This is a genomic window from Bradyrhizobium sp. 14AA (assembly GCF_054185205.1).
Map to the genome: position 1 here is coordinate 270457 of NZ_JAVAYM010000008.1, position 26057 is coordinate 296513.

At 61.9% G+C, this 26057-nt stretch carries 29 protein-coding genes and 2 pseudogenes; 9 read left to right on the forward strand and 22 right to left on the reverse strand.

Annotated features, from left to right (window positions below):
• The first annotated feature begins 1 nt into the window (after window position 1).
• The 6 genes from RAD15_RS17495 (at window position 2) to RAD15_RS17520 (ending at window position 5739) form a co-directional block, all read left to right on the forward strand.
• Window positions 2-865, forward strand: coding sequence for a branched-chain amino acid ABC transporter permease (locus tag RAD15_RS17495; RefSeq protein ID WP_458179381.1), 864 nt, complete (start codon window positions 2-4; stop codon window positions 863-865).
• A complete protein-coding gene (locus RAD15_RS17500) occupies window positions 862-1860 on the forward strand; it encodes a branched-chain amino acid ABC transporter permease (protein WP_458179382.1) in 999 nt (332 codons plus the stop codon). The genes RAD15_RS17495 and RAD15_RS17500 overlap by 4 nt, the downstream gene beginning before the upstream one ends.
• Entirely contained in the window at window positions 1857-2609 is a 753-nt protein-coding gene (locus RAD15_RS17505) for an ABC transporter ATP-binding protein (protein WP_458179383.1), read from the forward strand. The genes RAD15_RS17500 and RAD15_RS17505 overlap by 4 nt, the downstream gene beginning before the upstream one ends.
• On the forward strand, window positions 2602-3324 hold the full coding sequence (locus RAD15_RS17510; RefSeq protein WP_458179384.1) for an ABC transporter ATP-binding protein: 723 nt from the start codon (window positions 2602-2604) through the stop codon (window positions 3322-3324). The genes RAD15_RS17505 and RAD15_RS17510 overlap by 8 nt, the downstream gene beginning before the upstream one ends.
• A gap of 90 nt (window positions 3325-3414) precedes the next feature.
• Window positions 3415-4575, forward strand: coding sequence for a cytochrome P450 (locus RAD15_RS17515; RefSeq protein WP_458179385.1), 1161 nt, complete (start codon window positions 3415-3417; stop codon window positions 4573-4575).
• 6 nt (window positions 4576-4581) lie between these two features.
• A complete protein-coding gene (locus tag RAD15_RS17520) occupies window positions 4582-5739 on the forward strand; it encodes a cytochrome P450 (protein ID WP_458179386.1) in 1158 nt (385 codons plus the stop codon).
• On the opposite strand, the gene RAD15_RS17525 is transcribed toward RAD15_RS17520, so the two are convergent.
• The 5 genes from RAD15_RS17525 to RAD15_RS17545 all read right to left on the reverse strand — a co-directional run bounded on the left by RAD15_RS17525 (window position 5714) and on the right by RAD15_RS17545 (window position 9259).
• Entirely contained in the window at window positions 5714-6439 is a 726-nt protein-coding gene (locus RAD15_RS17525; protein ID WP_458179387.1) for a TetR/AcrR family transcriptional regulator, read from the reverse strand. The genes RAD15_RS17520 and RAD15_RS17525 overlap by 26 nt on opposite strands.
• Before the next feature lie 77 nt (window positions 6440-6516).
• Window positions 6517-7170, reverse strand: coding sequence for an RraA family protein (locus tag RAD15_RS17530; protein WP_458179388.1), 654 nt, complete (start codon window positions 7168-7170; stop codon window positions 6517-6519).
• Entirely contained in the window at window positions 7171-7830 is a 660-nt protein-coding gene (locus RAD15_RS17535) for an RraA family protein (RefSeq protein WP_458179389.1), read from the reverse strand.
• Window positions 7831-7840: 10 nt separating this feature from the next.
• Window positions 7841-8236, reverse strand: a complete 396-nt coding sequence (locus RAD15_RS17540) for a RidA family protein (RefSeq protein ID WP_458179390.1) — start codon at window positions 8234-8236, stop codon at window positions 7841-7843.
• 18 nt (window positions 8237-8254) lie between these two features.
• The gene (locus RAD15_RS17545) at window positions 8255-9259 is read right to left on the reverse strand and encodes an amidohydrolase family protein (RefSeq protein ID WP_458179391.1); all 1005 of its coding nucleotides are present in this window, start codon (window positions 9257-9259) and stop codon (window positions 8255-8257) included.
• Window positions 9260-9436: 177 nt separating this feature from the next.
• Between RAD15_RS17545 and RAD15_RS17550 the strand changes: the two genes are divergently transcribed.
• The gene (locus RAD15_RS17550; RefSeq protein ID WP_458179392.1) at window positions 9437-10429 is read left to right on the forward strand and encodes a DODA-type extradiol aromatic ring-opening family dioxygenase; all 993 of its coding nucleotides are present in this window, start codon (window positions 9437-9439) and stop codon (window positions 10427-10429) included.
• 120 nt (window positions 10430-10549) lie between these two features.
• Here RAD15_RS17550 and RAD15_RS17555 read toward each other — a convergent pair whose 3' ends face one another.
• From RAD15_RS17555 to RAD15_RS17575, 5 genes and pseudogenes are all read right to left on the reverse strand, one after another.
• Window positions 10550-11251 (reverse strand): alpha/beta fold hydrolase, encoded by a 702-nt coding sequence (locus tag RAD15_RS17555; RefSeq protein ID WP_458179393.1) that lies wholly within the window; start codon window positions 11249-11251, stop codon window positions 10550-10552.
• A gap of 145 nt (window positions 11252-11396) precedes the next feature.
• Window positions 11397-12866, reverse strand: coding sequence for an MFS transporter (locus RAD15_RS17560; RefSeq protein ID WP_458179394.1), 1470 nt, complete (start codon window positions 12864-12866; stop codon window positions 11397-11399).
• Between the two features lie 66 nt (window positions 12867-12932).
• A complete protein-coding gene (locus tag RAD15_RS17565) occupies window positions 12933-13712 on the reverse strand; it encodes an enoyl-CoA hydratase/isomerase family protein (RefSeq protein ID WP_458179395.1) in 780 nt (259 codons plus the stop codon).
• Window positions 13713-13736: 24 nt separating this feature from the next.
• Window positions 13737-14429: an amidohydrolase family protein gene (locus RAD15_RS17570; protein WP_458179417.1), complete on the reverse strand. Its 693-nt coding sequence runs from the start codon at window positions 14427-14429 to the stop codon at window positions 13737-13739.
• Window positions 14430-14635: 206 nt separating this feature from the next.
• Window positions 14636-15094, reverse strand: a pseudogene (locus tag RAD15_RS17575) (Lrp/AsnC family transcriptional regulator); the annotation flags it as partial.
• Window positions 15095-15230: 136 nt separating this feature from the next.
• Here RAD15_RS17575 and hppD point away from each other — a divergent pair.
• The gene (gene hppD / locus RAD15_RS17580; protein ID WP_458179396.1) at window positions 15231-16334 is read left to right on the forward strand and encodes a 4-hydroxyphenylpyruvate dioxygenase; all 1104 of its coding nucleotides are present in this window, start codon (window positions 15231-15233) and stop codon (window positions 16332-16334) included.
• Window positions 16335-16371: 37 nt separating this feature from the next.
• A pseudogene (locus RAD15_RS17585) lies at window positions 16372-16656 on the forward strand (homogentisate 1,2-dioxygenase); the annotation flags it as partial.
• On the opposite strand, the gene RAD15_RS17590 reads toward RAD15_RS17585, so the two are convergent.
• The 12 genes from RAD15_RS17590 to RAD15_RS17645 all read right to left on the reverse strand — a co-directional run bounded on the left by RAD15_RS17590 (window position 16619) and on the right by RAD15_RS17645 (window position 26015).
• Window positions 16619-17224, reverse strand: coding sequence for a hypothetical protein (locus RAD15_RS17590; protein WP_458179397.1), 606 nt, complete (start codon window positions 17222-17224; stop codon window positions 16619-16621). The pseudogene RAD15_RS17585 and the gene RAD15_RS17590 overlap by 38 nt on opposite strands.
• A 9-nt stretch (window positions 17225-17233) precedes the next feature.
• Window positions 17234-18034 carry an AAA family ATPase gene (locus tag RAD15_RS17595; protein ID WP_458179398.1) on the reverse strand — a complete coding sequence of 267 codons (801 nt, stop codon included), beginning with the start codon at window positions 18032-18034 and terminating at the stop codon, window positions 17234-17236.
• A gap of 335 nt (window positions 18035-18369) precedes the next feature.
• Window positions 18370-18810, reverse strand: coding sequence for a hypothetical protein (locus tag RAD15_RS17600; protein ID WP_458179399.1), 441 nt, complete (start codon window positions 18808-18810; stop codon window positions 18370-18372).
• The gene (locus RAD15_RS17605; protein WP_458179400.1) at window positions 18773-19432 is read right to left on the reverse strand and encodes a hypothetical protein; all 660 of its coding nucleotides are present in this window, start codon (window positions 19430-19432) and stop codon (window positions 18773-18775) included. Before RAD15_RS17605 ends, RAD15_RS17600 begins: the two co-directional genes overlap by 38 nt.
• Window positions 19433-19524: 92 nt before the next feature.
• A complete protein-coding gene (locus RAD15_RS17610; RefSeq protein WP_458179401.1) occupies window positions 19525-20151 on the reverse strand; it encodes an HK97 family phage prohead protease in 627 nt (208 codons plus the stop codon).
• A 2-nt stretch (window positions 20152-20153) separates the two neighbouring features.
• Complete coding sequence (locus RAD15_RS17615) at window positions 20154-21116, reverse strand: hypothetical protein (protein ID WP_458179402.1); 963 nt, start codon at window positions 21114-21116, stop codon at window positions 20154-20156.
• Between the two features lie 148 nt (window positions 21117-21264).
• Window positions 21265-21594: a hypothetical protein gene (locus RAD15_RS17620; protein ID WP_458179403.1), complete on the reverse strand. Its 330-nt coding sequence runs from the start codon at window positions 21592-21594 to the stop codon at window positions 21265-21267.
• Window positions 21595-21608: 14 nt separating this feature from the next.
• Window positions 21609-22151 (reverse strand): hypothetical protein, encoded by a 543-nt coding sequence (locus RAD15_RS17625; RefSeq protein ID WP_458179404.1) that lies wholly within the window; start codon window positions 22149-22151, stop codon window positions 21609-21611.
• Between the two features lie 372 nt (window positions 22152-22523).
• Window positions 22524-23951, reverse strand: coding sequence for a primase-helicase family protein (locus RAD15_RS17630; RefSeq protein ID WP_458179418.1), 1428 nt, complete (start codon window positions 23949-23951; stop codon window positions 22524-22526).
• Between the two features lie 5 nt (window positions 23952-23956).
• A complete protein-coding gene (locus tag RAD15_RS17635) occupies window positions 23957-24955 on the reverse strand; it encodes a hypothetical protein (protein ID WP_458179405.1) in 999 nt (332 codons plus the stop codon).
• A gap of 57 nt (window positions 24956-25012) precedes the next feature.
• On the reverse strand, window positions 25013-25141 hold the full coding sequence (locus RAD15_RS17640) for a hypothetical protein (RefSeq protein ID WP_458179406.1): 129 nt from the start codon (window positions 25139-25141) through the stop codon (window positions 25013-25015).
• A 178-nt stretch (window positions 25142-25319) separates the two neighbouring features.
• Entirely contained in the window at window positions 25320-26015 is a 696-nt protein-coding gene (locus RAD15_RS17645; RefSeq protein ID WP_458179407.1) for a hypothetical protein, read from the reverse strand.
• Window positions 26016-26057: the final 42 nt, after the last annotated feature.

Consider the following 26057-nt stretch of genomic DNA (forward strand, 5'->3'; position numbering starts at 1 on the left):
GATGCTTGGCTTCGTCAATATCCTGCTCGGCGGCATCGCCTACGGGTTCGTGCTGTTCCTGATGGCCGGCGGGCTCTCGATCACGCTTGGCCTCATGGGCTTCGCCAACATGGCCCATGCCGCGCTCGCAATGGTCGGCGGCTACACCGCCGCGCTGCTGATCGGCAAGGCGGGCTGGCCGTTCCTCGCAGCCGTCGTCATGGCGAGTGTAACTGCGGCACTGACGGGTGCGATCCTGGAACGCACCCTGTTCCGGCGGCTCTATCAGGCATCCGAGCTCGAGCAGGTCCTGCTCACGATCGGCGTCGTCTACGTCGCCATCGCAGCAGCAACCTACCTCGTCGGGCCCGAGCAGATGGCCATTGCAGTCCCCGCCTGGCTCGACGGCAATCTCCGCCTTGGACCGGTCGACCTCAACCGCTACCGCCTGTTCCTCATCGTATCCGGCCTCGTGCTGCTCGTCTCGCTCGTCCGTCTCATCGAGCACACCACGTTCGGCGCCAAGATCAGGGCCGCCGTCTTCAACCGCCGGATGACGGCATCGTGCGGCATCGATGTCGACAAGCTCTACGCCCTCGCCTTCGCCCTTGGATCGGCGCTGGCCGGGATCGGCGGTGCGCTCAGCGTCAAGCTGCTTGGGCTCGATCCCAACTTTCCCATCAAGTTCCTGACCGAACTATTGATCGTCGTCAGCGTCGGCGGGCTCGGCTCGCTGCGCGGGACGTTTCTCGCGGCCATGCTGTTCGGGATCATCGACGTCGTCGGCAAATACCTGCTGCCCGAGATCGGGGCCTTCATCATCTACGCCACTGCGCTTGCCCTGTTGACGGTGCGGCCGCAGGGCCTCGTTGGCCGCCCGCGATGAGCGACATCACGCTCGACCTCGCAAGAGCGATGGTTGTCCGCCGCACACGGTGGACCACCATCGAGGTCGCGTTCTGGATCGCGGCCGCGGCCGGCTACTTTCTGTTTCCGGCAAAGCTCGTCCTGTTGACCCAGATACTGATCGGCGGCCTCTTTGCCATGTCGCTCGACCTGTTGCTGGGCTATGGCGGAATCGCCTCGTTCGGCCATGCCGCCTTCTTCGGCCTCGGCGCCTATGCGGCGGGACTGCTCGCCGCCCATGGCTGGGGCGAACCGCTCTCCGGTATTCTCGTCGGCGGACTGGCCGCCGGCGCACTCGGACTGGCGTTCAGCTCCGTGATCGCAAAGGTGCGGGGCGCGGCGGTGTTGATGGTGACGTTGTGCATTGGGCTGTTGCTGTTCGAGGCCGCAAGCCGCATGCCGTGGCTGACCGGCGGCGACACCGGCCTGCAAGGCATCGACATGTGGCCGCTGCTCGGCCTGTTTGAATTCGACCTCTACGGCCGGACGGCATTCTGGTACGCCTACGCCGTCGCCTTCATGCTCTATCTTGCGGCCCGGCGATACATCCACTCACCCGAAGGCCTCGCGCTGAAGGGGATACGCGAGAACCACGACCGCGTTCCCATGCTTGGCGTATCCACCGCGCGCCGCAAGATGATCGCCTTCACGATCTCGGCGACCATTGCCGGCATGGCCGGTGCATTGCTCGCGCAGACCACCCAGATCGTCGCGCTCGAGACATTGAGCTTCGAACGATCGGTCGCGGCCCTGATCATGTTGATTGTCGGCGGGCTCGGCACGCTGATCGGCGGCTTCATTGGCGCTGCGGCTTTCATCTGGGCGCGCGACGTGCTCTCCGCGCTCAACCCGGTGTACTGGATGTTCTGGCTCGGGCTCATCCTCATCGGGCTGGTGCTGACGGCGCGAGGCGGCCTGGTCGGCGCCTTGACGCAGCTCATGGATTATTTGGCGCGCGAGAGGCATCCGCGATGACCGCGCCGGCGCTCGAAACAAAGGTCCTTTGCAAGCAGTTCGGCGCCCTGAAGGTGACCAACGAAGTCAGCCTTAGGCTGAAGGCCGGCGGCCGCCAGGCCTTGATCGGGCCGAACGGCGCGGGCAAGAGCACCTTGATCAACCTGCTCACCGGCGTGCTCGCGCCGAGCAGCGGCAGCATTCTGCTCGGGGGCACGCCGATCAATCGGCTGACCACCGATCAGCGCGTCGCGCTGGGACTCGGCAGAACGTTCCAGGTCAACGCGCTGTTTCCGCATCTGTCGCCGCTGGAGTCGGTCATGCTGGCGGTGGCGCGGCGCAATGGCCGCCTGGGCAGGCCGCTTCAGGCACTGCACCGGGAGTCCGAGATCACCGACGAAGCCTTCGCACTGGCATGCTCCGTCGGCCTCGGCCGCGACTGCCTGCGCCCCACTGCGGAGCTCGCCTATGGTCGCCAGCGCCTGCTGGAGATCGCGCTCGCGCTCGCCGGACGGCCGCGGGTCCTGCTGCTCGATGAGCCGGCCGCCGGCGTTCCCGCCAGCGAGAGTCTTGAACTCATGCAGGCGATCGAGGCGTTACCTCGTGACGTCGCCATTCTCTTCATCGAGCACGACATGGACCTGGTCTTTCGATTTGCCGAGACCATCACCGTGCTCGTCGCAGGGACAGTGTTGTGCGAGGGAACGCCAGGCGAGATCGCCGGGGATCCCGAGGTCCGCCGTGTCTATCTGGGGGTCGGCAGTGACTGAGCCCCTGCTCGAGATCGAGAACCTCGACGTCGGCTATGGCGAGGGTGTCGTGATTCATGACCTGTCGCTGACCATCGCGCGTGGCGGATCGCTGGCGCTGTTGGGGCGCAACGGCGCCGGCAAATCGACCTTGATGCTCGCGATCGCCGGTCATCTCGCTCCGCGAAAGGGGCGGATTCGTCTTGGCGGCAACGACATCACGGCCATGCCGCCCTACCTGCGCTGTCGCACGGGTATCGGCTGGGTACCGCAGGGCCGCGAAGTGTTTGCGCCGCTCACCGTCGAAGAGAACCTCCGGATCGCCGCGACGCGGGGAGCCTGGACGCTCGACCGCGTCTATGAACTGTTTCCGAAGCTAAGGGAGCGCCGCGCCAATTTCGGCAATCAACTGTCGGGGGGCGAGCAGCAGATGCTGGCGATCGGGCGCGCCCTGGTGACAAATCCCCGCCTTCTGCTGCTGGACGAGCCGCTCGAGGGCCTCGCGCCGGTCGTCGCGCAGGATGTCGCGCGCTGCATCACGGGAATCACGCAAAGCGAAAGCATGGCGGTTGTCCTGATCGAGCAGCATGCCGCCTTCGCGCTCGCTCTCGCGCAGCAAGCGATCATCATCGAAAGGGGCCTGGTGGCGCGATCCGGGACCAGCGGCGCAGTCGCCGCAGACCGCGATGCGCTCGAGCAATATGTCGGAATCCGAAAGCCGGTCCGCGCCGCCTGAAAACGGCCGCCGGCACCGACCGCCGCTTGCTCATTATCTTTTCCATATGGTATATTTAATGAGACAACGACAAGAAACCGGGAGGACCGCATGGGTTTTCGCTTCGACCCCGAGGACCGCGACTTCGTCAATGATCCCTACCCCACCTACAAGATCCTGCGCGACGAGCATCCGGTCTACCGGCACGCGCCGAGCGGCTATTATGTGATCACGCGCAACGAGGACGTCGCCCGCATCCTCAATGATTTCGAGACCTTCTCCTCGTCCCGCGGCAACACCCTGGTCGATTCGCCGCTGCGTATCGGCAAGACGCTCGGCACGACAGATCCACCGCGGCACGACGAGCTGCGACGCGTCGTGATGAAGGGATTCACGCCTGCCCGCATTCAGTCGATGCAGCCCGCCATCGAGCGCGACGTGCAACGTCTCCTGCACGATTTCGGTGTTCGCCGCGAATGCGATTTCATGGCCGATATCAGCCGACCCATTCTGTACGCCGCGCTCGGCCGCATGCTCGGTCTCGACGGGCACGCCGCGGTCCGCGCGGCCGAACTGTCGCGAGACCTCTTTCATGCCGCCCCGAACGCGATGGGTCCCGTGTCGAAGCCGGGGGTGATGGAAGACGTGTTCGCCGTGCTAGGCGAGCAACTCGAGCGCCGGCGCAAGGACCGGAGCGACGACCTGTTCTCCTTCCTGCTCGAGGCCCAGGAGGCCGGCGCGCCGCTTTCCGACGCCGAGATTCTCGGCAACATGTCGACGGTCCTGTTGGCGGGGAACGCTTCCATCGGCCACTACTTCTCGAATCTCATTCATGCGCTGTGGCGGAATCCGGGCGAACGCCGGAAATTGTTGGCTGATCCGACAAAGCTCGACGCGGCCGTCAACGAAGGCGTTCGGTGGGACACCTCGACGCAGTCCTTTGCACGCCAGACCACAAAGGAGATTTCCCTGCACGGTGTAACGATCCCGGCCGACAGCCGCCTGGTGGTCTGCTACGGCGCGGCCAATCGCGACGAACGGGTGATTCCCGATCCGGACACCTATGACATCGACCGTGGCAAGACCCGCCATTTCGGCTTCGGCTCCGGTCCTCACATTTGTCTCGGCGCGCCCACCGCTCGTGCGATGATGCGGACCATCATGACGCCGCTGTTGCCGGCGCTCGGCGAATACGAGCTCGAGATCGCCAATGCCGAACGGGTCGCCCACATGATGGCGCGCGGATTCTACAAGCTCTCCATCCGCTGGTAGGCTGCGATGACCAAGCTCGATCTCGCCAGCGCCAGTTTCTTCGACGATCCTTACCCGACATACCGGCGCATGCGGGCCGATCATCCGGCCTATCGCTGCCCGGAAACGAATCTCTGGTTCGTGAGCAGGCACCGCGACGTCGCGGATGCGTTGGCGAGGCCGGATGTTTTCTCGTCCTCGGCCGGCAATGCGCTCAGTGATTCACGGCTTCGCGTCGGCAAGACGCTCGGATCGATCGATCCGCCCCGGCATGACGAGCTGCGGCGCGTCGTCATCCGCGGCGTCACGCCGGCGCGCATCGAGCTGGCTCTCCCCTGGATCCGCGCCGAACTCGCGCGGCGGCTGGACGTGCTGAGCCCACGCCGCCGATGCGATTTCGTCACCGATATCAGCCGTCCGCTGCTATTCGGAGCGCTCGGCCGTATGCTCGGTCTTGGACCCGATTCAGCGCGGAAGGCCAGCGAGCTTTCGGAGCGGTTGTTTCGCGGACAGACTGGTCCCGCGGGTCCTGCGCTCGATGAGGAGGATCGAGCGGAGGTCATTGCGCTGTTGACGGAAGAACTGGCTCGGCGCCGCGTGGAGCGCGACGATGACCTGTTCTCGGTCCTGATCGCGGCACAGGCGGCAGGCGCGCCGCTCAGCGACGCCGAGATCGTCGCCAACATGATGACCGTGCTGCTCGCAGGCAATGCCTCGATCGGACATTTCCTGCCGAACCTGACGCACGCGCTCTGGCGTCACCCCGATCAGCGATCGCGCGTGACGGCTGATCCGTCATTGGTCGATGCCGCCATCGAAGAAACGGTCCGCTGGGACACCTCGACGCAATGCTTTGCCCGGACGATTTCAGCACCGACCGAGATTGCGGGAATCGCCATTCCGCCGGGCGCGAGGATCGCTCTGCTCTATGCGTCTGCCAATCGCGACGAGACGGCCATTGCCGATGCCGACCGCTTCGACATCACACGCGGCAAGGTGCGGCACTTCGGCTTCGGGTTTGGACCGCATGTTTGCCTCGGCGCAAGCGCAACCCGCTCCATGCTGCGCACAATCCTGCCGGACCTCCTCGTGGCGCTGGGCGACTTCGATATTGACGTCGCCACGGCCGAGCGCGTCCGTCACCTGATGGTGCGTGGCTTCAAGAGCCTGCCGATCGCCTGGTAGAACGCTTGCCGCGCTTGCCGCGGGCCGGCCTGATGTCCTCAGCCGGCTCACGGAAAAACAGGGCACAGCATGTCCGGACGTGCTCGTCGACAAACTTCTTGGAGAAAGGCGAGCGCCCCATCACCTGCTGGACTTCGGCGGACAGCATGAAGATACGCGTGACGGCCCCAATGAACAGATATTGCAGATGATAGGGATCGCCCTCGACGTAGCGCCCCTGCTTCTGTGCGACCCGGATCAGCTTGGCCACGACGTCGAAATAGTTGCGCACGCGCTCCTCGACCAGCCAGGTGAGCCGATCGCTCTCCCGCTTGCCTTCATGCGACATCAACCAGTGGAAATTCGGGTTGGCTGCCGCAAAGCGAATGAACTGCTCCTGGAGCACTCTGAGCTGTGCAAGCTCGTCCTTCCCGGTCATTCCCGCGAGGTGATCCTGGAAGTGCTGACCGAAATTGAAGCTCGTCGTCGTCACGACCGCCTGCCAGAGCCCATCCTTGTTCTTGAAGTGATAGGTCACCAGCGGATGCTGGACGCCGGCCTTCGTCGCGACGTTGCGTGTCGAGGCGCCTTCGAAGCCGCGTTCGGCGAATTCCTCAAAGGCCGCCTGGAGGATCCGTTCCCGCGTGTCGAGCGATCTCTGCTGCCGGCGGCGCTGATTGACGACCTCGTCGAGCGTTTCCTTGGTGAGATCCGTTGTCAAAGCATCCCCGCGAGGCAAGCCATATCCGATCAAAGGCTATCCGCCCGGTCACCGGATTTGTCAACCGCGCGAGGGTCTCAGCGTGCCAGCTTGGATTGCAGGGCGTGATAACGCAAGCGCTCGCGCACCTTGTCCAGGCGCTCGCCGGCCATGATGGCATCCCTGATCTTGGCCTCGGCGGCCGCGATCTGACGGGCCGTGGCAAGGATCTCCTCGAGCCGGGTCGCCGGCAAGGCGACGACGCCGTCGCCGTCACCGACCAGCCAGTCGCCAGGCGCGATCCGGACGCCGGCAATCTGGACCGGCACGTTCATGGCGTCCGCGGTGACGCGGTCCTTGCCGGTGCGCATGGCGTTGCCGCGCGCGAAGATCGGGTAACCGAGCTCGAGGCTGCGGTCGATGTCGCGGCAGACGCCGTCGATCACGGTGCCGCCGATGCCGCGGCGCGAGGCGACCATGGTGAGGATATCGCCCCAGACGGTGGCGTCGAGCCGCGCGTCATTGTCGATCACCACGATCTGGCCAGGCGCGACGTCATCGATGTAGTCTCCGACCGAGCCGCCATGGACGCCAACGGGCAGCATGCGGATGGTGAAGGCAGGTCCGGCGAGCCGCATCTGGTGATCGAACGGCTTGATGCCCAGACATTGCCCCTCGATGCCAAGGCGATCGAGCGCATCGGACAATGTGGTGGTGCCGATCTCCTTCAATTCGCTAGCGATCTCGGACATTCAGGTCTCCTGTCGTTTCAGCATGTCCTCGTAATCGCCACTCAGGACCTCACCGATCGACCGGCCGGCGTCGATGGCTTCTGCCATGCGCTGCTCGCGCGCGTAGATGTCTTCAGCGGTCGAAACGATCTCCTCGGCACGCGTCGCGTCGACGAACACGATTCCGCTGCCGTCGGCGATCACGAGATCTCCCGGCTTTACCGCGACGTTCGCGAATGTGATCGGTTCCTGGCAGGAATGCTCGGCGACGCGTCCGCGTGCCGTCACCGGCACTGCGGCCCGCGCGAAGACAGGCAGGCCCAGCGCGCGGCTCTCGTCGATGTCGCGGCAGGCGCCGTCCACCAGCACGGCTGCGACGCCGCGGCCCACCGCACCCCGGCTGAGCAGACCGCCCCAACCCGAGACGTCGGTGCGGCCACGATGCTCGACGACGATGACATCACCCGGATTCGACGCCATGACCGCGCCGGCACCGAGATGCCGTTTCGGCAAACCCGGCAGCGGCGAACCCAGCTTGGTGGTGACCGCGCGTCCGATAATCCTGGCCGGACCGGTGAGCGCGGAGATGCCGATCACGGCGCCGGAAAGGCCGAGCTTGTCGAGGGCGTCCGACACCGCGCAGGTGTCGAGGGCGGCGAGCCGCGCGATCAGACTGTCCATGGCACGACCCTCAGGCACCGTCGAGGACGGCCGTGGCGTCACATTGCACCAGCATGTTGGCCGGCAGGTGATCGTTCTGGAAGGTGTGACGCGCCGGGCGGGACGCCGGATCCGGAAATGCGGCGAGCCATTGCGTGTTCACGGCCCCGCGCGCCTCCGGCACCTTCACATAGACCGTCATCTTGACGATCTGGTCGAGGCTTGCGCCGCCTGCGTCCATGATCCGCTTGAGGTTCGCGAACATCAGCTCGGCCTGCCGGCCGACATCATCGGGGATCTTTCCGGTTGCGGGATCGAGCCCATAAACCCCGCCGGTCATGATGATGTTGCCGACCCGCGCCCCGGCGGGAATCGGCTGGGCCCCATGGCTGAACCCTTCGACTTCGATGCTTCGTCGTGCACTCATGCTGATCTCCTCTCCTGCTCAGACGTCGAGACGGGTGAAGAATTTGCGTGCGTTGCTCTCGAAGATCGCTTTCTTGTCGGCGGAAGTCAGCTCGGCAATGGACTCGATCACCGGCTTGAGGTCGTCGTAGGGCCGACCCGTTTCCGGATCGACGCCGCCGCCGCTGCCCGGCCGCTCGGTGCCGAACATGCAGCGATCGGTCCCGACCACGTCGAACAGCAGTTCCAGCGACTTCTTGTTGTGGACCACGGTGTCGAACCAGAAGCGCTTCAGGCTCGCATCGAAGCTCTCGGTGTCCTTTGGCAGGCGGCCGGCGGCAATCGCCATCTGCCGATTGGACCGCCAGCGCCCGACCTGGAACGGAACCGATCCCCCGCCGTGGCTGACCATGAGCTTCAGCGTCGGATAGCGCTTGAAGACGTCCGAGCGGGTGATCGTGGTGATGGCGAGGCTCTCCTCGGTGATGAAATGCTCGTCGTAGGTTTCCCGGCCGCAGCAGGCGCAGCTGTGAATGTGGGCGGGGATGTCGTGCTTGCTGAGGAATTCATAGAGCGGGTACCAGTACGGATCAGCCAGCGTCGGGCTCTTCCCCATGCCTTCGGACGGATCGGGATTGAGCAGGACGCCGATGAACCCGAGCTTCTCGATACAGCGCTTGATCTCGTCGAACATCGTCTCGACGGGCGCACCGACGGCTTGCGGCAATCCGCCGACCCCGCGAAAGCGCCTGGGGTGCATCTTCACGGTGCCGGCGATGATGTCGTTGTTGTCCTCGGCCCAGGTGACGACGTCCTCCCAGCGGTTTTCGCCGTGGACCATCATGAAGGGGCGCGGCGAGATCACCTGCAGATCGGTGCCGACACCATCCATGATCGCGACGTTCTGAGCGGCGGATTTCTCGAGCTCCGCATCGGAGATCGCCGCCGGAAACTTGCCGTACTGACCGCGCGCGACGACCAGGTTGCTGCGATGCGCATAGAGCGAGGCGGGCGCGACGAGATGGGCATGAGCGTCGATGATCATGGGCGCGATCTCTCCCTGGCCATGGGCCTGATTATTAATTAGTCCACTTGGTATATATAAGCGCGGCGAACTTGCAAGCGGATTTTCGCGGCCCCCTCCCGCCCGGTTCTGATTGCGGCCCCGATGGCGTCGTGCAATACTGTCCATACGGTAAAATTAATTCAGGGAGGACTGCCGATGGCCGAAATCGTGTTCAGCTTTGCCGCGTCGCATACGCCGATGCTTGCTCTCGAAGGAAAGCGCTGGAGCGAGCGCGCGGAAGACGACAAGAAGAACAAGGCACTGAACCTGGCCGACGGCAGGTTCATCAGCTACGACGATCTCGCAGAGGAAAACGGCACCCCTTACGGCGATGTGGCGACCGAAGCCAAGTTCCTCGAAATCGAGGCCGCCTCGCAGAAGGCCCTCGATTCGATCGCCGACCGCCTCGCGGCCGTTGCGCCCGACGTGGTCGTGATCATCGGTGACGATCAGGCCGAGCTATTCAGCCACGCCAACATGCCTGCGATCTCGATCTTCCACGGCGAGGAGATCCTGACGCACGAGAAGCACCTGACGCCGCAGACGCCGGGCTGGGTCGGAACCGTGATGAAGGGCTATGCCATGGATGCAGTGCATAGCTTCCCGGGCCAGCCGCAGTTCGCGCTCGAACTGATCCGCGGCCTCATCGAGGAGGATGTCGACGTTGCAGCGGCTGCAAAGGTCGAGGATCCGCTGAAGGCGGGCTTTGGCCATGCCTATGGCTTCATCATCGAGCGGCTGTTCCGGGGACGCGCCATCCCCGTCGTGCCGGTGCTTCTCAACACCTATTATCCGCCGAACGCGCCGACGGCCCGGCGCTGCTACGACATCGGCACCAAGCTGGCACGCATCATCGATAAATCGCCGCGCAACCTTCGCATCGCAGTTGCCGCAAGCGGCGGCCTCAGCCATTTCGTCGTCGACGAGCAGCTCGACCGCAAGGTGCTCAACGCCATTCGCTGCAAGCATCCGCAGGTGCTGCGCGGCCTGACACGCAACGAGTTGAATTCAGGCTCCTCCGAAATCCTCAACTGGGTGATGGCGGCGGCGATGTCCGAGGGACTGACCAACGATTGGTCGGAGTATTACCCGGCTTATCGCACGCCGGCAGGGACCGGGACCGGCATCGGATTCGCGACCTGGTCGTGACGATGCCGAACAGGTCGACAGCGAATTCAACCGTCGGCGAGTTCGCAGCATCCGGCGCACAGGATCGAATGACTGACGGCAGTCAGGGTCCTTTTGCTGGAACAGCTCGCCTGGATCTGGTCAGAGCCCCTTCATCCAGGTCGCGATCGCCCGAACAACCGCCGCAGGCTGTTCGACGGGAAGCGCATGGCTCGCTCTCGGGACCACCACCACGGTCACGCGGTCTCCGAGCTCGTCCTTCAACTCGTTGGCTGTTCCTCGTGGCCGAAATGGATCGTCCTCGGCCTGCAGGTCGAGGATCGGAGCGGCGCCTCCGGTTCGCCAGGATTCCGGCGCGGTCTGGCGGCGGGCGGCGCGTTGGCTCTCGGTCACGTCCTTGTGCCATCCCTCGAGCCACGATGACGCGTCGTTACCTGGCGCAAAAAACGCAAGCTCCAGCGCCTTCAGCCGAGTTGCTGCCGGCCGAGAGGAATCGTTGATCGTCGTAATGGCCTCGCCGAGTTCGGGCGGCCACGTCCTCGCTCCCGCCGCAATCAGCACAACGCCGCGGATGAGATCGGGGTGATCCGCTGCCATCGTGCGGGCGATCCAGTTGCCGTAGGCGTGGCCGGCAATGACAGCCGGCCCTCCGCCCTCCTGCTTGATCACGCTCGCGATATCGCTTGCGAAGTCGTGGAAGCTGACATTCGTCATCGGACCGACGCTACCGCCGATGCCACGCGGCTCGGGGCACAGGACGCGCAAGCCCTCTTTCGCCAAACCCGCTGTGAGCCCGTCAAGGTCTGCGCAGCCGCGCCCGGTGGAAGGAATGAGCACGATCACGGAACTGCCTCGCCTTTCGCGAGAACCTCGATCTTGGCGGTGCCAACGTCGACGATGCGCCTGGATTGACTTTCCGCGGTCGACGTCAGCACCAGATGAAGGCCTACTCCTGCGATGACCGAAATACTCCGCAGAGCGGTCCTTCTCATGTGGCTACGCCGCCTTCCGCTTGTGGCGCCGACGCAGCGATACGGATCGCTGCGGGCCGCGTGCCTGCCAAGAGTATCAGCGCTCCGCCCATCATCAGCAGGCCATAGAAATACTGGCCGTAGGCCAGCGATCCCGTGTTCGTCGCCAGCCATCCGACCATGCCCGGTGCGAAGAAGGCAGCGAGACTGCCCGCGGTCGTGATGAGCGCGATGCCGCCGGCGGCCGCCGAGCCGGACAGATAAAGCGCCGGCATGGTCCAGAACGGACCCATGGCGCAGAGATAGCCGGTTGCCATCAGGGTCAGCACCAGCATCGACAGCACGACGCTGCTCTGTACGCTCGGAACCAGCAGCCAGCCCAGCCCCGCCAGAAAAGCCGGGAGGGCAGCGTGCCACCGGCGCTCCCCGGTCTTGTCCGAATGCCGCGCCCAGATTTGCTGCGCAACGATCGCAACGATGAACGGCAGGCTCGACAGCCAGCCGATATGCGACACGTTCGTGATACCGGCTTGCTTGATCATCGTCGGGAGCCAAAGGAAGATTCCGGCACCGCCTGCGATCATGCCGGCGGACATTCCGACCAGGATATAGAAGCGTGGGTCGGCGAGCGCGGCACCAAAGGAATGGTGCCGTTGCACTTGCTGGTCATTGGCCTCGGCTGCCAGTTCTGCCTGGATAACGTCCCTCTGGCGCGAACTGAGCCATCTTGCGCCGGCGGGGCTATCGGCCAGGACATAGTAGGCAACGAGCCCCATCAGGCAGGCCGGCAATCCCTCGAGCAGGAACATCCATTGCCAGCCGCGCAGCCCAAGGACGCCTTCGAACCCGTGCATGACGGCGCCGGAGACTGGACCTCCGATAATCCCGGAGATCCCGATCGCCGCCATGAACATCGCCGTAAATCTCGCGCGCCGCGACACCGGAATCCACGTCGTCAAATAGAACAGGACACCAGGAAAGAAGCCAGCTTCTGCCGCGCCGAGAAGGAAGCGAAGACCGTAGTAGTGGAGAGGATCGGACATGAAGGCCAGCGCTGCAGAGCAAGCTCCCCAGAGTATCATGATGCGCAGCAGCGTTATCCGCGCGCCGACCCGTGCGAGGGCGAGATTGCTCGGCACTTCGAAGAGGCTGTAGCCGAGATAGAACAATCCGCCCCCAAAGCCGAACACCGCTTCGCTGAAGTGGAGATCGCCCATGAATTGCAGCTTGGCAAAGCCCACATTCGCACGATCAACGAACGCAAGTATGTAACAAATGATCAGGAGTGGAATGATCCGCCAGAAGACCCGACGAAAGGTGGCGTCGATCTCGGCTGGAGTGGCGAGCTCGGAAGGCGAATACATTTGGCGTTCTCCCCATCGGGCTGGCTCTGGCGGACTCGTCATCCGCTTCTTTTTGAGAGCAGCTGTTTCGTTGATCGTTTGGTCCGGCCGCAGGACGAACCGCCCAGCGGCCGGTTCATGCATGATCGCCCGTCGGAGCAAGCGGCACTTCGGCCGAGCGACCTCAAGGGTTCCGGATTTGGGAGGCGCCTAGCGTCCCACAAATACCGGCTTTCGCTTCTCCGCGAACGCGCGCTGCGCTTCCTTGGTATCCTCCGTCGACGCAAGTGCCACCGTCTGTGATTGTTCAAACCGGTAGGCATCGCGCAGCGGCAGATCCTCCGTGACGTTGAAAGATCGTTTCGCAGCCTGGACGGCCAGGGGACTCTTGGCAGCGATTTCACGCGCGATACCTTGAGCGGTCTCCAGCAGCGTCGCCGCCGGCACGCACGCGGAAACGACGCCCATGGATTTGAGCTCGGGACCGTAGATGCGCCGCGCCGTATAGATCAGCATCCGCGCGTCGGACTCGCGGAAGAAGCGCCGGACGTGGCTGACGCCGCCCGCAAGGCCGACATCCACCTCGGTCATGGCCAGGAAGGCTTCGTCCGTCGCAATCAGGATGTCGCAGCAGAGCGCCAGCACGCAGCCAGCGCCGATTGCGGCACCATTGATGGCGGCGATGACCGGCTTGCCGCACTCCATGACAGTGTCGAAGGATGCGCGAACCAGCCTGTTGTGCCTCGGATAGGCGCCGGGCTGCTCGGCAAGGCCTGGGCGTTCTTTCAAATCGGCCCCGGCCGAGAATGCCTTGCCAGCCCCGGTCAGAACGATGGCGCGAACGTCGGCACGATCGCTCAGCTCATCGAAGAGCGCGACGATCTCCTCGCGAAACAATCGGTTTTGCGCATTGACCGGCGGCCGGTTGAGCGTCACCGTCGCGACGAAGTCGGCGACCTCGACCTTCAGGCTCTCGAATTTTTCGCTCATTGACAGATCTCCGTTTCTGACTGTTCAAAATCCATAGAGTTCGTTCGGATTGCCTTCGAGGATGCGGCGCCGCACGGCACCGTCGCGGACCCACGCTTCGGGCAGATCGAGCAGGCGACCGACATCCGGCGCTCGCTCGGCAAGGCGCAGATGAGGCCAGTCCGATCCCCATACGAGCCGGTTCGGATCGGCCGCGACAAGCGCATCGTGAAAAGGCCTCAGGTCCGCGTAGTCGGGAAACTGCTCGGAGCAGCGACAGAGGACCAGCTTGACCCACAGCCATCCCTCGCGAAGCGCATTCAGGATGGCGCGAAAAGCGGGATCGCCAACGCCTCGCGAAGACTTCAAGCCACCCATGTGATCGAGGACAACCGCGATGCCGCTTGTCCGGTAGAGCGGCAACAGCTCGACGTGCCTGTCGATCGACGCCCAGACCTCGGCATGCCAGCCTCGACTTTTCATACGTGGCGCCAGGCTGGCGAGCTGCTCGGCGGGAATCGAACCAGGAAAACGCGCGCCGCTGCCAGCAACCACCATGTCGTTGAATCGCAAACCGCGAATTCCGGCCTCATGCCAGATATCGAGATCGCGAACTGAGATCGTCGCTGGCGCCGCCGTAATAATCGCAAGCATCCGCTGCTGTGCGTCAGTACCCAATTTTCGTTGGCGATCGGTTGAGGCGCTTGATCCCGCCTGCAGCCCGAAGCTACGGCGGATCTAATGCCCGCCGATCCGAACATGGAATGCGTAGGCCGGCGACAGGCCGGCGGCGGAGTCGACCTCCAATCACAAGCGCGGAGCGCCCTTGAGCGTGGAACGGGCTTACCAGCTCAAGCCTTTTTGGATCGTCTGGACCGTGGGTCGCCTTCACCTCGGGATCGAGAATTGGCCGCAGGACGAGGCTTGCTCTTCCCGGCAGGCATCAGGTGTCCAAGCGGCAACTGCGACGTTTGTTTCAAGCGATCGAGAACGATGGATGAGCGCACGTGCGCGACGCTGTCGTGCGGCAGGAACACCTCGTTGAGAAGCCGCGAGAGCGCCTTGAGGTCGGTGATTGTCACCTTGATGAGGTAGTCCGCTTCGCCCGTGAGCGCATACGCCTCCTGAACCTCCTCCAGACTCTCGATGAGCTTGAGGAAGCGCCTCGAATTGTCCGGCGAGTGGGTTGCGAGCGTCACCTGTACAAAGACGACGATGCCGAGCCCAAGCGCTTCGCGATCGAGATGAGCATGGTAGCTTGCGATCGTGCCGGCACTTTCGAGCGCTGCACGACGGCGCGAACATTGGGACGCTGACAAGCCGACAAGATCGGCCAGTTCAAAATTCGACAAGCGTCCGTCGGACTGCAGCGCTTGCAGCAATTTCACGTCAAACTGGTCCATGCGTGATCCTTGCACGATAATTGGAACGTACGCATGTTTCACGCATACATTGACGTTGTCGAGCAGATTTTGCGAAGATCGTGCAGCGAAGTCGCGGTATTTTGATCTGGATCAAATCCATTCCAGGAGCGCGACATTGGGTCCCTTCCCGCACGATGCCCCACCCGCCACGATCTCAGCGGCCAATCCGGCCGGCACCGACGGCTTCGAATTCGTCGAGTTCGCCCATCCGGAGCCCCAGAAGCTCGCCAGGCTGTTCGAGCAAATGGGCTACACGGAGGTCGCCCGGCACAAGACCAAGGACATCTCGATCTGGCGCCAGGGAAGAATCAATTACGTCCTGAACCGGGAGCCGAACTCCCACGCCGCCCGCTTCGTCGCCGAACACGGACCTTGCGCTCCGGCGATGGCCTGGCGCGTCGTCGATGCCAAACACGCCCTGAAGCGCATCCTCGATCTCGGCGGAACCGAATATACCGGCAACGACAAGTCACTCGACGTGCCGGCCGTTGTCGGGATCGGCGGATCACTGCTGTACCTGGTCGAGACCTATGGCGCGAAGGGTTCTCCCTATGCAGCCGAGTATGACTGGACCGGCGAAGTCGATCCAACCCCGAAAGGCGTCGGGTTCTATTATCTCGATCACCTGACGCACAACGTCATGCGCGGCAATATGGACACCTGGTACAAGTTCTACAGCCAGACGTTCAATTTCCGCGAGATTCGCTACTTCGACATTTCCGGCAAGCTGACCGGCCTGACCTCGCGCGCACTGACCTCGCCCTGCGGCAAGATCCGGATCCCGATCAACGAAAGCGCCGACGACAAGAGCCAGATCGAGGAATATCTGCGCCAGTACAAGGGCGAAGGCATTCAGCACATCGCCGTCGGCACCGACGACATCTATGCGGCGACCGACGCCATCGCCGGACGCGGACTCGAATTCATGCCGGGCCCGCCGTCGATCTACTATGACAAGTCGTTTGACCGCGTGAAGGGTCACACCGAGCCGCTCGATCGCATGCGCAAGCACGGAATCCTCATCGACGGCGAGGGTGTCGTCAATGGCGGGCTGACCCGCATCCTGCTGCAGATCTTCTCCAAGACCGTGATCGGCCCGATCTTCTTCGAGTTTATCCAGAGGAAGGGCGACGACGGCTTCGGCGAGGGCAACTTCAAGGCCCTGTTCGAGAGCATCGAGGCCGACCAGATCGAGCGTGGCGTGCTCAAGGCATCCTGAGCCGCGCCGCTAAGCATATCAACGACAGGGGTATCAGATGGGGTTGGCTGGGAAGCGTCCGGCACGGGAAAGTGCGCCTTCAATTGCCAAGGGCAACGAAGGATACATGTCGGGCTTCGGCAACGGTTTCGAGAGCGAGGCGCTTGCCGGAGCACTGCCGGTCGGGCGCAACAGCCCGCAGAAGTGCCCGTTCGGTCTCTATGCCGAGCAGCTTTCCGGCTCGCCCTTCACAGCACCGCGCGTCAGCAACGAGCGGTCCTGGCTTTACCGCATCCGCCCGACGGTCAAGCACTGGGGACACGTCGAGGAGATCGATGCCGGGTAGATGACCGATCAATAATGTCGGTAGCGAGCTGATGCACATCCGTCCTCAGATCAAGACCGATGTATTGATCGTGCCGCAGGTCCTGAAAATACAGACGCAAGCCGTCTCTTTGAGACACTAATCTGCACAGCGAGAGTTCGAGCGAAGCGGCAAGAATTGCATTTCGTAGCGCTTGGAAATCGGATTGGTACTGAGCGCTCAACAATTCTGGGTCGGCATACTCCGCTAAGTATCTCTCAAGCGCGGGCGAGGAAAAAATTGTTAGATCGTGACAATCTGTAAGAAATAGATTTTCAAGGTCGATCTTTGCACCGATTAACCGGTCAAAGTCAGCATCAACAACGCCAGCAAAGCCGACGAACCCCTCGTCTTCCAGAAGATCAATCGCTCCGATGACGTTCTTTCTGCCGAAACCAATTTCAAGATCGCACGCAGAATGATCGATCAGACGATCGAACACTCGTGCATCCGTCTCCCCCTCTAGAACCAACACGGCTCTTTTGTCAGCTTGGCGCACAAGTCGGATTTGTGCAGCAACATAGTGCGCATCAATTTGAGTAATCATAGGCTTCCGCTATTCAACCGGGCCAAGCTCAACAGCCAGACTAAAGTGACGAGCAACAACGGCCGGAGAGTGAGTGGCCAACATGACGTCAAAGGCGTTCAACGCAATTATACGCTTGAGGCTTTCGATAATTGTCTTTTGCCAAGCAACGTGCAGAGATAGCTCAGGCTCATCGATCAGAATGAGCGAATTCTCTGTAACTTCGAACAGCAGATCGAAAATTAAAATGAGCTGATGCTGCTCACCTGAGGACAGCTTATCCAAAGGAACATCGCTGCCCGTCCTCGACCTGAATTTGAAACCTTGCTCGCGATCGATCTGTAGTGACTTGTCAATGAACCGCTTGTCTATCAACTCCTTAAACAAATCGAGACGCGAACGAAGGTTGTTGAAGACATTCAGTTTTTGAACTGCATCCTTAACGTAGATTTCGAGCGCCATAGCCACGCCCGGTTCAATATTGCCTCCTCTAAGCTTCACGGGCCTGTATTCGGTATCCATGATGCCGGCACTCATGAGCGCCTCGCGGCGTTCGTCTAGCCTGCTGAGCTCCTTTCTAAGTTGATCTTGAGATAGATTAGCAGTCCCCTGCGCCTCGAAAACGCGCAGCGGATATGTGCTATCGAGCGATTGAGAGAGCTTTGCATACGTACTGAAAGTATCTTTAAAGATCGCTCTCAGCTTCTGCGCTTTTTGCTGGATCGCAAGCCGCGCGTCCCTTTGTCTCCGCCGAATGGGATATTCATCAAAGTCCGCCGCAGCTTCAGCTCCGCCAGCCGGCAAAACCAATAAACGCTGCGTCTCAATCAAGTGACAATCGACAGCGTTAATCAGCGACCGAAATTCCTCGGGCGTGGTTTGCTCCAGCGCGTCGGCAATCTTCGAGGGTATCGGATGACGGCGTGCAAGCTCTCGAAACGTAAGCTCCTCGCCGTCGGTCTCGTCCTCCCAGAGATCTGTACCGATCTGTCGCCACTGCGGAGGGATATAGCGGCGGACTTACCATTATCGAATTGGTAGCTCCCAATATGGAGGCCGACGAAGTGATCCGGCTCGAAAGCAGCTGGAAGGAGCGCCTGCACACTAGGCAGCCGCACGGGCTTAACGATAACTGAGCTGCACCATGGGGGCTGTTACCTCTGTGATCACCTCTCCATCAACACGGTCGCCGACCATCGGCACAATTCAGCCGCACGGCCAAGCGCCATGCTCCACCACGCCACGCAATCCTTGAGATCACCGCGCGCATTGCTCGCCACGCGCGGGTCGCGAACATAGTCTCGCAGCCGTGTTCTGAGCTCCGATGCGAAATCAGCCGCATCGGCGTAAGACACATCGCAAAAGCCGACCTCGATGAGATGAAGGGCGATGTCGGAGCCCACGAGCTGCACGTCATCGACTTGCAGCATGAGTGCCGTGAGATCTTCGAGGAGCGGCTCCGGGATACGCCCTGCCGTCCGGGCGAGGCGCGCAAGGCGTTTCGCACCGGGCGCGTCCCGAAGCCGCTCAGCGAAATGAGCGAATACCTTCTCCAACGCGTTGGGCTCCTCACGCACGATGCTGTTCGGCTTTGAAGTTGCTGGCATTCGCTTCGATGTTCCGCCAGATACGGCGACGCTCGTGTTCCTGCGCAAGCTGGCGCGCGACAACGGTGCGGCTGATGATATCGTCGATCTGCGCGCCGTCGAGTGTGCGGTGCTCCACCAGCGCAGAGGCCAGTGCCTCGACGACATCTGCCTGCCGCTGCAAAATAGCACGCGCCTCCAGCGCGCAGGCTGCGATGAACGCGTCGGCCGACTGCGGCGTGGAAAAGATCAATTGCGCGAGCTGCTGTTCCTGCTTTCGGTCATCGCTCGCTTCCCATGCGTCGCCGAAGCGCAGCTTTTCGGCCTCGGAGCCGGCGGTCAACTCCACGACCCGCGCGAAGACATGCTGATAAATCTCCGCCATGTCGTCGCGCGGATCGCCATCACGCGGCATCAGTTCATCAAGCTGCTCGATGACTGAGCTGGTCTCGCCCGCAAAGCGAGACTGGAAATCGGGCCCCCAGCACAAACCGCTGAAACCCAGATCAGGGTTTTCTTCGATGGTTGCGCCGCCGAAGGTCGCGCCACTGGCACGCCCAACCGTCAGATGAGCGGCTTCGTGCAAAGCGATGCGCCGGTCGCGTACGTCGATCTCGTTTTTAAGCATCAGGATATCCTCCATTGCGCACCGCCGCGCGTCCGCGCAAGTGTGACCACGAACGGCGGCGGTGCGCGTGAGCCTGCGACCACCCCAGAGAACCGCAAGCGATGAACTTAAAGAAAGCGTGCATTCCTCAGAACGATGTTGTGCCTCGCCCGCATCCGGGCACGGACGCTGGTCAGGTCGTTACGATCGGCGAGCGACCGGATCATCGACATGCCGTCTGCCGGCACGCCAACGAGCGACGCTTCGAACAATTGCCATCGCATCGCAGTAAAGTTGAGGTCGTCATCCCAGCGAACGTGGCGCTCATCAACAACGTCGCCGTCGGCGTCGGTGATGAGCCATTGGTCAACGCGGTAGCCTGCCGAAACTCCCATGATCTCGCCACGGGCAACCATGCCCTCCGCCTTCTGCCCTTGTCTCGTCTGGGCGAACTTGAACTTGCCCAGCAACGCGCCGCGATCAAACCACGCGTTGACGAGGCGACCGAGAACCTGATCGATACCGCCCTGACTGTGATGGTCGAGCAAAGGGATACCGCCCTGCGCCATGCGGCTGAGGTCAACTGCCTCGGGCGAGATGCGAAGCGTTTCTGTGCCATAGGCGCGTTTGACCGGAGAGCCCATGCTGATGACGGCCTCGACGGTGTGTTGGTGTTTGTTATAGCTGGTCGCGCTGACTGCCGTCGCCTCGGTTTCGGCGAGCCGGTGCAGAAGCTGGTCGGAACGCGGCAACATGGTTAGATGCGCTCCACCGAGATCGTGCCTTTGATCGGGGGACCGCGATCAAGAACCGTGATGTTCGCGTCGCTCAGGATACCGACTGCGCCCGAATTGATCTGCGGCGACCGCTGGCAGGCCGCCTCATCGTCAAGGTCGAACGCCTGATGCACGTTCGGGTGTCGGCCGCCATGCGCACCGCGCAGGTTGCGGCGGCGCGGATCGTCGAGAGCCACGACTGCGCCGCAGCTGAGACCATTGTTCGCGGCAGACGGCGTGAGGTCCGCGTCCGTGTATTGATCCGCTAGCTGCTGAACGCCGCAGGCATCGAGCCAGCGGACGATACGCAGCGTGAACATGCGCTGGATCAGTGGCCGCTCAATGACCTCGGGCTGCACGGGCTCTTGCGGCTTCGGAAGCGAAGCCGGCAAGTCGCCAGCCAGCACACCAGCGACGTGCCCCCGAAGCACGTTGGCAATGACGTCAGCCTCAGGCTGAATCTGCTGTTGCACGGCTTCAAGGAACACTTTCAGCGGATGGGCGTCGCCGACGATCAGGGCGCTTTCGCGAGCGAGTTCGCCCAGCCGACCCACCGCAGAATTGAAAGCCGCGCTGGCAGGCCCCCATTTATCGATCAGCGCGTTCACAGCCGCAGCGGTCTCGGCACGGCAGCGCTGATCGATAAGTTGCGCAAGTTCGCTATCAAGATCAGCAATCGTTGTATCGGCATCGCCAATAGCATCGATCAGCGTCGCGACCCGATCCTGCTCTCGACGCATAGCCTCTTCAACAGCAAGCAGCGCCGTATCGGCCGCGCCTTCCGACGCTAATTTGCGAGCCTTCTCGCGATGCGCGGCGGCGCTGGCTTCGGCCGTCTGACGACGCTTCACCAGATCATCGCGGGTGCTGCGCTTGGCCTGAAGCTTATTTTCAAGCTCACGCTGCTGCTTCACGGCTGGATCGGTTTTGGTGAAAAAGGCCATTGATAGTCGCTCCGCAGATCAGGTCGCGACTACTGTGCGGTGCTTCGGGTCGGATGTCTCGAACTCAAAACTTCAGAAAATATCAATTTAGGGCCGTTGCGGATTTATGAGGTACGTGGGCGCTGCGATAGCCATAAAGCGGTCAGGATCAACGCTTGCCCTGCCCCGTCTTCGAAAGCCAGTCATCCATTGCACGCTCGGTGCAGAACCATCTGCCGCCACCATCGAGCTTCACCGCATCCAGTTGCCCGCTCTTAATAGCGCGAAGCGCTTTCTGGTAGTCAACATGCAGAGGCAGGAGCCCTTTCAGCGGCCACATCGGCTCCGCCGTCGCTACATTCGCTGGTGAGGCTTTGACCTCCGCTTTCGCCTTGCCGAATTCCTTGATGATCGACATCAGCGTAGCCAGCTTCGGCGAGAAGCCCGCCGTCTCCATTGCGTCGGCGATCTCGGCCGGCAGCGCCTGATCGGTTTTCATAGCAGCGTCACCCATCAGTCGGCCTCGGCTGACATGGCCCGCACCATCTCGGCAAAGAAGCCGGGGTCACCGTCACAGCCGACAGCTTCTGCAACCTCGCCAACCATCTCCTCCAAGATCAGATCGGCGCGTGCGCCAAGCTCGTCCTCATCTGCGATGCCGAGCGACCGGGAGATGTCTAAAAACGTTCGCTGGTATCGTTCGATCAGCGGCGCAAGGGCGACCGCCGTCGCGCGGCGGTCGTCGGGCGATGTCTCGGCCGCGATTGCCGTGATCTGCCGCTCGAACATAATGCGCAGGCCAGCGAGTGCCGCCGACCAACCGACGCTGAAACGGTCGCGGTATTTGCCGGTTTCCCGGCGCTCTTGAGACTTCAAGGCAAGAGCGCCGACGATCGTCGGCATGTGCCAGCGCGGCCGCCCCTGTTTGGAGTAGCCGTCAGGCGGCACACGCCGGAGCGCTCTGACCAACGTTGCACGATCACGTTCGAGCAGGTCAGCCGCTCGGTTGATTGAGAAGAGACTTTTCGTCTCCGTGCTCGCCTTATTCAACTTCATTGCAGAATTCTGTGCTGTTGTTGTGGGCTCTTGAAAAAATCTATCGCTACTTTGGGCGAACGGCGCAGCGCCACCCGCATTGGCCCGGGCTTCAGAGGGACCCGGTAATCGGCGATCTCGCTTCGGTCCGCATGTGCCGCTCCGGCCCGCTTTCGGCGCGCAAAGCGGAACAGTACCAACCCCCTGTCGTACAAAAAGGATTTCCTATCCCTCCCCCCCCCCCTTGTTCCTCTTGTTCCTTTTCAACTGAGAAAGAACTAGACGACAGCAGTGCGTTATGTGCCCTCCTACAAGCGGCACAGGCGGAACGGGTGCGCAGCCCGTTCACCGGATTGAGGAAATCCCCTTCCGCGCAGCGACCCGAAGCGACACTCAAAACGGCTCCGCATCGGCATCAGGTGCGACCTCTTCAACTTCATCATCCGTGTCGTCCGTCTGCCACTTCGTCAGCTTCGGATTGCGCCACGGCCAACTCGGGAAGCGCGCGTCCCATGCCCGCCGGGCTTCATTCAGCTCCGGGAACGTCCAGCCACGGCGCCGCATGACCTTCGTGTCATTCGTGCACCCTTGCTCGCGAAGGAAGTCCCCCAGCTTGTGGTCGCTCACGCTACGTAACCGTGGCTCGATGTTGCGGGCCTGATCATAGAGGCCAAGCCGGGTGACCCAGCGGTCGCCCATTCCCAGTGTGACCTTGTATTCGTATTTGTTCGAGACTGCTCGATTGGGGCCGTTCGCATCGCAGCCGGCCAAGATGCCGGTCTCCAACAACTCCACCCACCAGCTATCCAGCGGACCGAGCGAGAGCGCCTGCTGGCCCGCAAGGTCGTTGCACTTCGGCAGCCTGCGAGGATGGAAGTCACCGAGATCGTGATGCTGGAGGTCGTGCAGCATGGCGCCGTAACCGCCATTCTCCAACTGTTCGTTGGTCGTCTTGAACCACGCGAGATCCTGCATGTGCTCGTCGCTGACCTTCAGAACAAAATAGCGGCGCTCACGTTCGCCGGCCGGCACCACCCAGTCCTCATTGCTGGCCATGATGACATGCAACATGTTGGGAACTTCGACACCATCCCGGCCCTTCGCCTCAATGAAGATTGTGGGCTCCGTGACCAAGCGCTTGATAGTGCCCTCCGCACCCTTATTGCCGGGCCAATACGCTTCATCCGCGAACAACAAGACCGTGTCACGCAAGTGGCCATTGAAGCGCCCAACCAGATGCTCTGCGCTGGAAATCTGCAAGGCGTGCTGGCCGAGCAGCTTGCACATGGCATTGGCGACGGTGCCCTTACCAGCGCCACGTTTGCCCTGCATGACCAGCACGACTTCGGCGCGCTCGTCCGGGTGCTGCACACACCAAGCGAGCCAGTTCATCACGTAGTTGAATACCTCCTTTCTGCGGGAGGCGACCACGATCCAAATATGATCGCGCAGCTTGCTCCAGTCGCCCGGCGCCGGCTGGAATGCCCAGCCGCGCCACAGGTTGAGTTTGCCGTTGATCACCCGGGCGTTGTTGCCCGGATGAAAGGTCAGGCCATCATACTGACGGCGCTTAGTCTGGTTGAGCCACCACGTGCCCAGCGGCACGGTCTTGTCCCCAACATCGACACGCTTGTTCATGTGCAGGTTCTTGAAGTCGGCAAAGCGCATCATGACCAGCTTCCAACGGCCGCGCTCATGCTCAAACGTGCCGACGAACGATTTGCCGCCCTCTTGGACGACAAAGTACCGGGCGTTCATCGCGTCAAGCCGCTTGTTGCCGGTCGGCAGTAACGTCGGGTCGGCGCAGCCGATCGAGGTCATCGTGTTCACGACCTCACCTCCGGCTTCTTGCCGAACTTGGCGACGGCGTCATTGAAGAGCTTCTTCACGTCTTTGTCGTAGATGCCGCCAGAGGCATACGGCGCGCAGGCAAACATGATCGCCTGCTCAGGCCAGCCTTTGCCGACCATGGAAGCGACAGCGTTACGGATGCTATTCCACCAACAATGCGGCTCACGACTTGCATCGAGGAGCGCCAGCAATTCATCAACGCTCTTGCCGAGCTTCGGCACGTGCACCTTAGCAAACGCAGCCCACGGACAATCGGGCTCGGCGTCGGTAGGCGGCAGCGCGGATAACGCTTGGACAGAGTAGGCAGCCGGGCGACGATTGACGTGAACGGTCGTGATCTCAGTGACGTAGCCGCGCGCGGCCTTTTCCGGCGAGGCGTAATTCACCGTTCCGGCAACGCGCAGGACACGAGCGGGATCGTCCACATGATCGCTGCCGAACAGTTTCTTTAACGCGCTATTCGCAGCCTTCAAGTCGTCGGAATTAATGATCGCTTCGCTCAGCAGAAAGTAAATATGGCAGCGCTTGTGCGGCGTGTTACCGGTCACCACCATTAGCGCTGGGTGGAGGCGTTGGGCCTTGCAGATAGCGACGACGCGCTCATGATCGCCTACAGCGTCGTATTCGATCCAAGCATAACGAGCAGCGCAGAAGTGGGACTTGCTAGCTCGGCCGGACGGCGGAGGATCGCCTTTGCGCAAGGCGGCGCCGATGTACACGTTGAAGCCGGCCGCATTCGTCTTCGCGACGAATTCAACAACTGGCTTCAAGTCATGAGCGGAGAAGATGCGGCTTTTGTTAAGGGCATCGCCCGGGCGGGCGTAAGCGACCTCGACCCAGCTCTCCGTAAACGCGAGCACAAACTTCGGCGAGAAAATAGCGGACACATGAGCACTGATGGCAGTAACATCCGGCCCAAACGAAGACGGCTTACCTTGCACCGGCAAGGCGCGGTTGATATAAGGAGAGTGCATTGCTGTTATCCTGAGTTTTTAAAGGCCCGGAGCGCGCCAACGCCCCGGGCTTTTGCTTTAGGCTGAGGGTTGGAAGAGACGCGCGCGCTCGCTCTCGGGGATGATCTTGATCCCGCAATAATCAATGACCTTGAGCTTGCCGGCCCTGATTTTGCGCCAAGTCGTGACGCGGCTGGTGCCGGTCATCGCCGACCATTCCGAGATCCGATAACCGAACCGGTCGGAACCGCGAAAGCTGTTAGCCGACGTAAGATTGCACGTGTTCATGTGACGAGGCGACCTCCGGGTTAAGATTGATACCCGCGAGTGTCGCCCAGTTACTTCGATTTAATGAGTTAAGTTGGCAGAGTACTTTCGAAGGAACTTAACGGCAACGCTTCCGCCATGCGCTGGTTGTCTGTCGAACGGCAACTGGGTCGGGAGGGCTGATACCGCAAGCGCGATGCAGGGCCCGCATGGTCACGATCAAGGGCTGGTACTGGCTGAAGTTTTGAATTTGTCGTTGGCTCATCTGGTCAAGCAATGGCTCCCAAAGCACCGCGCGCTCCACACTCTTGCGACTGCTGGAGCCTTGGCGGGAGAATGCGCGCATATATTCCTCTGGATCTCGGACTGAGCGGATAACACGCAGCATATCTGGAAGGAGCACGGCCAGATCGACCTCCTCAAACGACGATTTAGACCGCGCCTCCGACGACCGGGTCATACCTATCTTGGTGAGCACCAGCCCTCGGTGAAAGGGGGACGCTTCTGTCCATAGCGATTGCAGGTTGACAATCGCTCGCTCTAGTCGCGCGAAAAGTGGATCGGCGCTCGCAAACTTCATCGGCACTTTGTGTTTACGGGCTTGATGCAGTTGGATCGCGCACATGTCGATCTCGATGAGAATTTGCCGACGGGTGGCTACGTCCTGAGGGCCGAAAGCTCGGAGCACGTCGCCTAGATGTTCGCGTGCAATGATAAAATCAGACAGTCGCAAATCGCCGGCAATGGGGTGGCGCAACTCGGCAAGCCATGGAGGCATTTCCTCTCGGGACATGACCGGCATATTGACGAGCAATTTGCCCGCCTGCAACAAAGGAAACGTAGCGAAACGAATTCG